Consider the following 8,829-nt stretch of genomic DNA (forward strand, 5'->3'; position numbering starts at 1 on the left):
CCGCTGACTATGACTGAAATTCACCGGGGCGAACAGGGGGTGAAAGGGTCATCGTCCCGGAACAGAATCCCGATGCAGGAGGGCAGTGATCGCAATGCCCGCAAATATCAGCAGCATGCCCGCCAGATGATAGCCATGCAGCGGTTCGCCCAGCAGCAGCGCCGCCAGCCCCGCGCCGAACAGCGGCATCAGCCCGATCGTCTGCCCCGCGCGCGCCGCGCCAATCTGCTCCACCGCCGAATTGAACAGGAAATAGGCGATCACCGATGGCAGCAGCGCGACATAGACAAAGGCGCCGATGACGGCGGGCCGCCATTCCATCCGGGCGATTTCCTGCCATTCGCTAAGCATCAGGGGGAACATCGCCAGGGCGGCGATCAGGAAGGTGACGAGCAGGAAGCTGAGCTGAGTGACCGGCGGGCGGACGCTCAGCAGGCTGGTATAGACTGCCCAGCCGAACACGGCGCACAGGATCAGCACGTCGCCAAAGCCCAGATGCAGCGCCGCCAGCACGGCAAGGTCGGCGCGGATCACGACAATCGCAACGCCTATGGTCGACAGGAGAACCCCGGCGACCTGCCAGACGCCGGCGCGCCGGCGGAAGAACAGCGCGTCGCAAACCAGCACGAGCGCGGGGATCGCCGCCTGCAACAACAGGCCATTAGTCGCCGTCGTATAATGCAGCCCCCAATAGAGAAAGCCGTTGAACCCGGCCACGCCGACAAGGCCGAGCAGCAGCAGCATCCTCCAGCCCGCCACGATAGCGGCGCGATCCCGCGCAAGCGCGCGCCAGGCGAAAGGCAGCAGGAACAGAAATGCGCCGGTCCAGCGCACAAAGGCCAATGTGAAAGGCGGAATATCATCCCGCACCGCGCGCGCGACGATGGTGTTTCCCGCCCAGAAAAGCATGACCAGCGCCAGCATGGCGTAGGCCCGGACCATTTTTGAAGATGGGGTCATGCAAACGCCTTAAGCAAAAGCCGGGCCGGTGGCGACGGCGAAAGCGGCGCGGCAGGCAAAAGGAGGCAGGGCCTACCCCGGTAACGCGGGAAGAGAATATATCGGGAAAAATGGTGCTGCCGGTGAGGATTGAACTCACGACCTCAGCCTTACCAAGGATGCGCTCTACCACTGAGCTACGGCAGCATACCATTTTTCGGGTGCGGGGAGCCTGCCCCGGACGCCGGAAGCGGGCCTATGGCCCCGGTGCATCCCCATTGTCAAGGCGGCTTGCCGGGATGGCGCGGATTTCGCTAGGGTTTTGCAATGACGAACGGGAATGAGGAACGCAAACGCCGCCTGGCGCAGTCGCTGCGCGACAATCTGCGGCGGCGCAAGGGGCAGGCGCGGGAAAGCGCCGCCGGTGGAAGCATGGGCGGCGAAAGCAACGGCGAAGGCGATGAGGAACGCGAGGGTGTCGAGCCTTCGTAGACCGCGGCGGGAAACGCCCGAACCCCCTCTGAATCCACGCTAAAGCGGGGCGCAGGCCCGGTCCAGCCACGCCCTCGCCTCGCCATCCAGTTGCGGACCGACAATCGCCAGCACCTGCGCATGATAAGCGTCGAGCCAGGCGCGTTCGGCGGGGTCCATCACATCGAGATCGACGAGGTTCCGGTCGATGGGCGCGAAGCTGAGCGTTTCGAAGCCCAGCATCGGCTGTTCGGCGCCGGGAATATCCTTTTCCACCACCAGCACGAGATTTTCGATGCGGATGCCATATTCGCCCGCCTTGTAATAACCCGGCTCGTTGGAGAGGATCATGCCGGGCTGGAGCGGCTCGTCGCCGCCGCTGAAGGTCGCGATCCGCTGCGGCCCTTCATGCACCGACAGGAAACTGCCGACACCGTGGCCGGTGCCATGGGCGTAGTCGAGGCCGTTGGCCCAGAGATATTGCCGGGCCAGCGCATCAAGCTGCCCGCCCCGCGCGCCCTTCGGGAAGATGGCGCGGGCAAGCGCGATATGGCCCTTCAACACCAGGGTGAAGCGGCGGCGCATCTCCGCCGTGGGCGTGCCGATGGCGAGGGTGCGGGTGATGTCCGTGGTGCCGTCGACATATTGGCCGCCCGAATCGACGAGATAGAGGCTGTCCATCTCCAGCGGGCGGTTGGTCTTTTCCTCCACCCGGTAATGGACGACCGCGCCGTTCGGCCCCGCGCCGCTGATCGTGTCGAAGGACAGGTCCTTCAGCATGCCCGTATCCTCGCGGAAGGCGCGCAGGCGGTCGGCGGCGGAGAGCTCAGTGACGCCGCCCTTCGGCGCTTCGACCGAGACCCAGTGAAGATAACGGCTCAATGCCGCGCCGTCGCGCTTCTGCGCGGCCTTGTGTCCGGCGATCTCAACCTCATTCTTGATCGCCTTGGGCAGCACGGCGGGGTCGCGCAGCGGCAGCACGGTCGCGCCGCCCGATTCCAGCGCGTCGAAGATCGCGGCGACGGCGCGTTCCGGGTCGGCGACCACGGCCTTGCCGGACAGGGCGTGCAGCGCGTCGGCAAAGGCGGCGCGGTCATGCACGCGCACGGCGTTGCCCAGATGCTTGATCACCGCCTCGTCGATCTTTTCCGGCGCGACATAGAGGTCGGCGGTGGCGTCGGCATGGACGATGGCATAGGCGAGCGCGACCGGCGTGCGCTCCACATCCTGCCCGCGGATATTGAAGGTCCAGGCGATCGAATCGAGCGCGGACAGGATGGCGGCGTCGGCCTTCTTGGCGACCAGCCAGTCGGCCATATCCTGCCGCTTGGCCGCCGCGCCGCGCCCGGCATGCTGCTCCTGATGCACGACCAGCTTCGCCCGGCTGGGTTCGGGGCGGTCGGGCCAGACGGCATCGATGGGGTTGGTGTCGACGGCGACGAGGCTGGCGCCCTTTTCCGCCAGGGCGGCGCTGGCCTGCTTCACCCAGGCGCTGGTGTGCAACCATGGGTCGTAGCCGATGCGCGCGCCCTGCCCCGCATTGTCGCCCAGCCATGCAGCGACGCTGGTCTGCGGCACGCTCTGATATTGCCAGTGGCTGCCGTCCACCTGTTCGCGCACCTGCAGCGTATAGCGGCCATCGACGAAAATCGCGGCTTCCTCCGGCAGCACGACGGCGCTGCCCGCCGACCCCTGAAACCCGGTCAGCCAGGCGAGGCGCTGGGCATAGGCGCCGACATATTCGCTCATATGCTCGTCGGTCAGGGGCACGACAAAGCCGTCCAGACGGTCCCTCCTGAGCTGCTCCCGCAGCGCCTTCAGACGGTCTTCATAGGTGGACATTGCGGCTTCCTTGCTTCAACAGATTGCGACCCAACATAGGCATGGCTTTCGCCCCGCGCCAGCACCCCCTTGTCCAACAAATCCTGCCAATGGATGAACGCTTTCATGACAGCTCCTACATCTGCACCCGTCGCCCAGCAGCGCCCGCACAGCTTCACCGCGCATGGGCAGGAGGTGAGCGACCCCTATGCGTGGCTGCGCGACCCCGGCTATCCCAAAGTGACGGACAAGGATGTGCTGTCCCATCTGAAAGCGGAAAACGCCTGGTTCGAGGCGGCGATGAAGCCGCACAAGGCGCTGACCGACACGCTGTTCAAGGAGATGAAGGGGCGGATCAAGGAGGATGATTCCTCCGTGCCGCAAAAGGATGGCGACTGGGTCTATTGGCGCGCGTTCGAGGAAGGCGCGCAGTACCGCAAATGGTATCGCAAGCCCGTGAAGGGCGGCGACGATCAGTTGATCATGGACGAGCCGGCGCTGGCGGAGGGGCATGAATATTTCCGGCTAGGGACATTATCGGTCAGCCCGGACGGCCGCTACCTCGCCTTCGCCACCGATACGGACGGGTCGGAGCGGTTCGAGGCGCGGATCAAGGATCTGGAGACGGGCGAGCTGTTGCCGGACGTCATCCCCGGCACCTTGTCGGCGCTGGTGTGGACGAGCGATAACAAGGGTATCGTCTATTGCCTGGCCAACGAGAATTGGCGGACGGACAATGCGCGGCTGCACAGGATCGGCACGCCGGCCGAGCAGGATGTCGAGCTGTTCCACGAGGATGACGAGGGATTCCGCGTCAGCGTGGGCCTCACCTCATCGGAAAAGTGGATCGTCATTTCCACCGGCGACCATGTGACGACCGAGGCGTGGCTGGTTCCGGCGAACGACCCCACCGCCAAGCCGCTGCTGGTGTCCGCCCGCGAACCGGGGCGCGAATATGATGTGGACGAGCATGACGGGACGCTGTTCATCCGCAGCAACGACACCCACCCCAATTTCCGGCTGGTGAAGGCGAGTATCGGCGCGCCGGATGCTTGGGAGGAAGTGATCGCGGCGTCCCCGCGATTCTACCTGACCGATTTCACGCTATTCAAACATTTCTACGTCACCGAGGGGCGCGAGGACGGGCTGGATCAGGTGGAGATCCGCGATTACGCCACCCATGCGGCGAAGCGCATCGCCTTCCCGGAGGCGAGCTATTCGGCGGGGCTGGACGACAATCCCGAATATGACGTCTCCGTCCTGCGGCTCAGCTATGAATCGATGGTCACGCCGGCGACCGTCTATGATTATGACGTGAAGGATGAGAGCCTGACCGTGCTCAAGGTGCAGGTGATCCCTTCGGGCTATGATCCGGCGAAATATGGCACCGAGCGGTTGCTGATTCCGGCGCGGGACGGGACGCAGATTCCGGTCTCGATTGTATATCCCAAGGATTTCAAGCGCGACGGGAGCGGGCCGCTCTATCTCTACGGCTATGGCGCCTATGGCATTGCGATGGAGCCGGGCTTTTCGACGGCGCGCATGTCGCTGCTCGACCGGGGCTTCGCCTTTGCGCTGGCGCATATCCGCGGCGGCGATGATCTGGGCCAGCAATGGTATCTGGACGGGAAGCTGGAGAAGCGGACCAACACCTTCAACGATTTCGTCGATTGCGCGAAGGCGCTGATCGATGGCGGATGGACCAGCGCAGGCAGGATCGGCATTTCCGGCGGATCGGCGGGCGGCGAGCTGATGGGCGCGGTGATGAACAGCGACCCGGACCTGTGGGGCGCGGTGGTGGCGCATGTGCCCTTCGTCGACGTGCTGAACACGATGATGGACGCGTCCCTGCCGCTGACGCCGGGCGAATGGCCCGAATGGGGCAACCCGATCGAGGACAAGGCTGCGTTCGAGACGATCCGGGGATATTGCCCGTACAGCAATGTGACTGCGCAGCCCTATCCGCCGACGCTGGTGACGGCGGGGCTGAACGACCCGCGCGTGACCTATTGGGAACCGGCGAAATGGGTGGCGAAGCTGCGCGCGACGCGGACCAATGACGCCGCGCTGCTGCTGAAGGTCAATATGGGCGCGGGGCATGGCGGCAAGTCGGGGCGGTTCGAGAGCCTGCACGAAGTGGCCGAGGAGTTTGCGTTCATCCTGTGGCAGATGGGGGTTGCGGGGTAGGGTTTAGCTGAGATGAGTGGAATGCTGTCAGTCCGCTATGAAGGCCGCGGCGTTCTAAACTGCCAAGCAACACCCAACGCCATAGCGGCAGCGAATGCGCCCACCCCCCAAAAAGGTGCCTCTCTTTGAGCGGCAAGGGTTCTCTGCTCAGCGGATTTGACCGCGTGAAGATATTCGGGGCGATTTTTGTTCGGGCAATGTCCATCCTCACAAGGAGAGAATGGCTGGACCTTAATATGATAAGTTATGCCCCCTATCGCCAACGCGGCTACCAATAGCACGACATAGTATTTCGACATTTACACTCCCTAAGCAGCTATGGAGCTAAGTGGCAGGGGCTTGAACGGCGACAACTGGTCGAAACAAGCCTATTCGCTTATACTGTGGCAGATGGGGTTACGGGGCAATAGTTCACCTTGTCACCCCGGGCTTGACCCGGGGTCCCGCTGCCTTTGAGCTTAGCTTATTGCGGGAAGAGAGCGGGACCCCGGATCAAGTCCGGGGTGACGCAGAAACTAAGCTGGATGCTTAACTCCCTCCCCTCCCAAGGCTGCACCGGATCGCCTATATCCCTCCCATGCCCCCGCCCTTCATCACAACCATCACCGCAGCGGATGCCGACATCGACGAGATGGGGCATGTCAACAATGCCGTGTGGGTCCGGTGGATTCAGGATGTGGCGACGATGCATTGGGAGGCGGCGGCCGATCCCGCGCATGTCGCGACCTATGCCTGGGTCGTGACGCGGCATGAGATCGACTATCGCGGCAATGTGCAGTCCGGGGAGACAGTGACCGCGAAAACCTGGGTGGGGGAAGCGCCGCGCGGGGCGCGGTTCGACCGGCTGATGGAATTTACCGGCGCGGACGGCAAGGTGAAGGTTGCGGCGAAGACCACCTGGGCGATCGTGGAGCGCGCGACGGGGCGGATATTAAGGGTGCCGGCGGAGGTCGCCGCGCCGTTTGTGGATTAGCGCCCGTCGCCTCCGCACCCAAAATCCGTTCGTGCTGAGTAAGGGCTGAGCGGAGCCGAAGCCCTGTATCGAAGCATGTTCGCGCCAAGTCCGGTCCTTCGATACACCACTTCGACAAGCTTAGTGGTTACTCAGGACGAACGGATGATGGGAACAGCCTAGCATCGCGGCCGACGCCGAAAAAATCAGTCCAGAATCAGCTTCGCGACCGTGCGGATGGCGCGGGGGTGGGCGACGAACGCCATGTGGGTGCAGTCAAGCTCATGCGCGCGGTCGCGTTCGCCGGAGCGGCCGCGGGCCGATGCGGGGGAGACCACGCCGTCGCGGGCGGACCAGCAGGCGATGGTGTGGGCGACCGGCTTTTCCGGCAGGGTGACGGCGACCGGCGGACGATCGACCGGATGTCCGGCGATCCGCTCATAGACGCGCCAGGCGTTGTTGGCGCGCAGGCTGCCCGAAAAGGGGCTGCCCAGCGTGATGACCTTTTCCACCCGTTCCGGCGCATATTTGGCATATTCGCGGGCGATGAGGCCGCCAAGGCTCCAGCCGACCAGCGTCACCGGACCCTCCACGCCGAGCGCGGCCATGCGCGCATCCAGCCGTTCCAGGATATCCGCGGTCACGCCCCGGTTGCGGCCAAGGCCCCAGCCATGCACGGCGAAGCCCGCCTTTTCGAGCGATTTGCGCAGGCGCGCGGTGGTGCTGTCCGACGCCAGAAAGCCCGGAATCACGACGACCGTGCGGCCCTCTCCCGATTCGCTGAGCGGCACGGCGCGGCCGAAAGCCGACATGCAGCGCATATAGGCGAACGCCCGCACTTCGCGCGCCAACATCCTTGCCGAAGGGGCAAGGGCGGCCGGGACCGCAGCAGAATCAAGCGGGGCGAGAATGGTTGCCATCCGGCCCTTATACGGACGGTCCGCATTTATGAAAGATTTATGACCCGTCGATTGCGGTAATCTTACAGGCATTTCGTCGCAAAAAATCGGAGCGATGGCCTCTTGCCGTCATCCGGCGGGAACGGGATGATGGCCGCATGCTCCCGATTCCGGCCCTCCGGGCGTTGCCCGCCATCGCCTTTGCCCTGATCGCCGCCAGCGCCGCGCTCCTGTCATTGCGGCCGGGGCAGGCAATAGCGTGGGAGGGGGCGCAGGAAGCGGGGCAGGATGTTTTCGACGGCGGCTTCGCGCAGGCGGACCTCGCGCCGGGGCGGCATATCTGGAATGACGACCCCGCCGCGCAGGGGCCTTTGTCTATCGCGGTCAGCCTGCCGGAGCAGATGCTCTACGTCTTTCGCGGAGACAGGCTGATCGGCATGGCGGCGGTCTCAACCGGCTCGCCGGGGCGGGAGACGCCGGTCGGCGACTATCAGATATTGCAGAAGGCGCAGTGGCACCGGTCCAACCTCTACAGCAATGCGCCGATGCCGTTCATGCAGCGGCTGACCTGGGACGGGATCGCCATCCATGCTGGGGCAAATCCGGGCTATCCAGCGTCGCATGGCTGCATCCGGGTGCCCACGGCCTTTGCCCGGAAGCTGTTCGCGGCGACGGCGCTGGGCGTGCGGGTGGTGATCAGCGACATCGCCCCGCGCATGCCCGCCGGGCCAGCGGAACCGGCCGAACCCGTCTATCTGACCGTCGATCTGGATGCGCTGGACGCGGGCGCGCCGGAGATGGTTGGCGGCAGGCAGGCGCATTGGGCGGCATGGGACCGGATCGAGGCGATGCGGTCGCAGACCGTGCGGCTGGCCTATGCGCCGCAGGTGCTGGGGGATTAGATCTGCCTAAAGCGCGACGTGCTCCTGCGAAAGCAGGAGCCCAGATCGGACCGCGGGACTGGGCTCCTGCTTTCGCAGGAGCACGCTTCCCCCAATAGGACAGGGCCTAAGGGGCCAGCGGGGATTGCTGCGCCACGGCCGCGCCGTCGCCGGTGCGGATCTGGCGGGGTTCCAGGATCGCGGCGGTCTCGATCAGGTCGAGCGCGCGGCGCGCCTCGCGGTAGCGGCGGGCCATCTGCAGCCAGCGGTCGGCGACATCGTGCGCGGGCAGGCGCTCGACTTCGACCAGGGCGGCGTCGACACGGCCCGATTCCAGCAGGCGCTGGGCGCGGCGGTAGGCGCGGTCGGGCAAAGGCGAGGGGGTGGAGGATTTGCGGATGATGACCATCTGCCGCGCTTCATTCTTGAAGGTCGTCCACCAGCTCGCATCGGGCGGATTGCCGGTCAGATGCGGGCCGATGGCGTCCAGCTCCGCCTCCAGATCGGCGAGCGTCACCGGTTCGCGCGCGGCGTTGATGATGGTGGCGACGGCGCGGGGCTGCGCCTGGCCGAAGCGCAGGCGAAGCTGCCCCTCGACATAGCCGAGCGGCGCGCCGCTATCGAGCGAACGGCGGGCGGCGACGGCGACCAGCAGCCCCTCCGCGCGGGCGGCGTTGCC

At 65.2% G+C, this 8,829-nt stretch carries 8 protein-coding genes, 1 tRNA gene and 1 pseudogene; 4 read left to right on the plus strand and 6 right to left on the minus strand.

Annotated elements, in window-relative coordinates; all coding sequences use genetic code 11:
* Nucleotides 1-48 precede the first annotated feature (48 nt).
* Together BHQ40_RS16165 and BHQ40_RS16170 are read right to left on the minus strand one after the other, a co-directional pair.
* Complete coding sequence (locus tag BHQ40_RS16165; protein ID WP_070156858.1) at nt 49-960, minus strand: DMT family transporter; 912 nt, start codon at nt 958-960, stop codon at nt 49-51.
* A gap of 111 nt (nt 961-1,071) precedes the next feature.
* A tRNA-Thr gene (locus tag BHQ40_RS16170) sits at nt 1,072-1,146 on the minus strand.
* A 120-nt stretch (nt 1,147-1,266) separates the two neighbouring features.
* Between BHQ40_RS16170 and BHQ40_RS26235 the strand changes: the two genes are divergently transcribed.
* A complete protein-coding gene (locus BHQ40_RS26235) occupies nt 1,267-1,431 on the plus strand; it encodes a hypothetical protein (protein ID WP_171905873.1) in 165 nt (54 codons plus the stop codon).
* A 39-nt stretch (nt 1,432-1,470) separates the two neighbouring features.
* Here BHQ40_RS26235 and BHQ40_RS16175 read toward each other — a convergent pair whose 3' ends face one another.
* Together BHQ40_RS16175 and BHQ40_RS26865 are read right to left on the minus strand one after the other, a co-directional pair.
* Nucleotides 1,471-3,252, minus strand: coding sequence for an aminopeptidase P family protein (locus BHQ40_RS16175; protein ID WP_070156859.1), 1,782 nt, complete (start codon nt 3,250-3,252; stop codon nt 1,471-1,473).
* A complete protein-coding gene (locus tag BHQ40_RS26865) occupies nt 3,228-3,359 on the minus strand; it encodes a hypothetical protein (protein WP_290438436.1) in 132 nt (43 codons plus the stop codon). Before BHQ40_RS26865 ends, BHQ40_RS16175 begins: the two co-directional genes overlap by 25 nt.
* On the opposite strand from BHQ40_RS26865, the gene BHQ40_RS16180 reads away from it, so the two are divergent.
* Both BHQ40_RS16180 and BHQ40_RS16185 read left to right on the plus strand, forming a co-directional pair.
* Nucleotides 3,358-5,418, plus strand: coding sequence for a S9 family peptidase (locus tag BHQ40_RS16180; protein ID WP_139139326.1), 2,061 nt, complete (start codon nt 3,358-3,360; stop codon nt 5,416-5,418). The genes BHQ40_RS26865 and BHQ40_RS16180 overlap by 2 nt on opposite strands.
* Nucleotides 5,419-5,995: 577 nt before the next feature.
* The gene (locus tag BHQ40_RS16185; protein ID WP_070156861.1) at nt 5,996-6,391 is read left to right on the plus strand and encodes an acyl-CoA thioesterase; all 396 of its coding nucleotides are present in this window, start codon (nt 5,996-5,998) and stop codon (nt 6,389-6,391) included.
* A 185-nt stretch (nt 6,392-6,576) separates the two neighbouring features.
* Here the strand turns inward: BHQ40_RS16185 and BHQ40_RS16190 are convergent, their stop codons facing one another.
* Nucleotides 6,577-7,290, minus strand: a complete 714-nt coding sequence (locus tag BHQ40_RS16190; protein WP_070156862.1) for an alpha/beta hydrolase — start codon at nt 7,288-7,290, stop codon at nt 6,577-6,579.
* A gap of 137 nt (nt 7,291-7,427) precedes the next feature.
* Between BHQ40_RS16190 and BHQ40_RS16195 the strand changes: the two genes are divergently transcribed.
* Nucleotides 7,428-8,171 (plus strand): L,D-transpeptidase family protein, encoded by a 744-nt coding sequence (locus tag BHQ40_RS16195; RefSeq protein WP_070156863.1) that lies wholly within the window; start codon nt 7,428-7,430, stop codon nt 8,169-8,171.
* A 106-nt stretch (nt 8,172-8,277) separates the two neighbouring features.
* Here BHQ40_RS16195 and BHQ40_RS16200 read toward each other — a convergent pair.
* A pseudogene (locus tag BHQ40_RS16200) lies at nt 8,278-8,829 on the minus strand (hypothetical protein); the annotation flags it as partial.

Source organism: Sphingobium phenoxybenzoativorans (assembly GCF_001757355.1).
In the GTDB taxonomy this organism is placed as follows: domain Bacteria; phylum Pseudomonadota; class Alphaproteobacteria; order Sphingomonadales; family Sphingomonadaceae; genus Sphingobium; species Sphingobium phenoxybenzoativorans.

Coding starts and splice junctions, on each gene's coding strand:
- BHQ40_RS16185 (WP_070156861.1), top strand. CDS start 5,996: ATGCCCCCGCCCTTCATCACAACCATCACCGCAGCGGATGCCGACATC.
- BHQ40_RS26235 (WP_171905873.1), top strand. CDS start 1,267: ATGACGAACGGGAATGAGGAACGCAAACGCCGCCTGGCGCAGTCGCTG.
- BHQ40_RS16165 (WP_070156858.1), bottom strand. CDS start 960: ATGACCCCATCTTCAAAAATGGTCCGGGCCTACGCCATGCTGGCGCTG.
- BHQ40_RS16190 (WP_070156862.1), bottom strand. CDS start 7,290: ATGGCAACCATTCTCGCCCCGCTTGATTCTGCTGCGGTCCCGGCCGCC.
- BHQ40_RS16175 (WP_070156859.1), bottom strand. CDS start 3,252: ATGTCCACCTATGAAGACCGTCTGAAGGCGCTGCGGGAGCAGCTCAGG.
- BHQ40_RS16180 (WP_139139326.1), top strand. CDS start 3,358: ATGACAGCTCCTACATCTGCACCCGTCGCCCAGCAGCGCCCGCACAGC.
- BHQ40_RS26865 (WP_290438436.1), bottom strand. CDS start 3,359: ATGAAAGCGTTCATCCATTGGCAGGATTTGTTGGACAAGGGGGTGCTG.
- BHQ40_RS16195 (WP_070156863.1), top strand. CDS start 7,428: ATGCTCCCGATTCCGGCCCTCCGGGCGTTGCCCGCCATCGCCTTTGCC.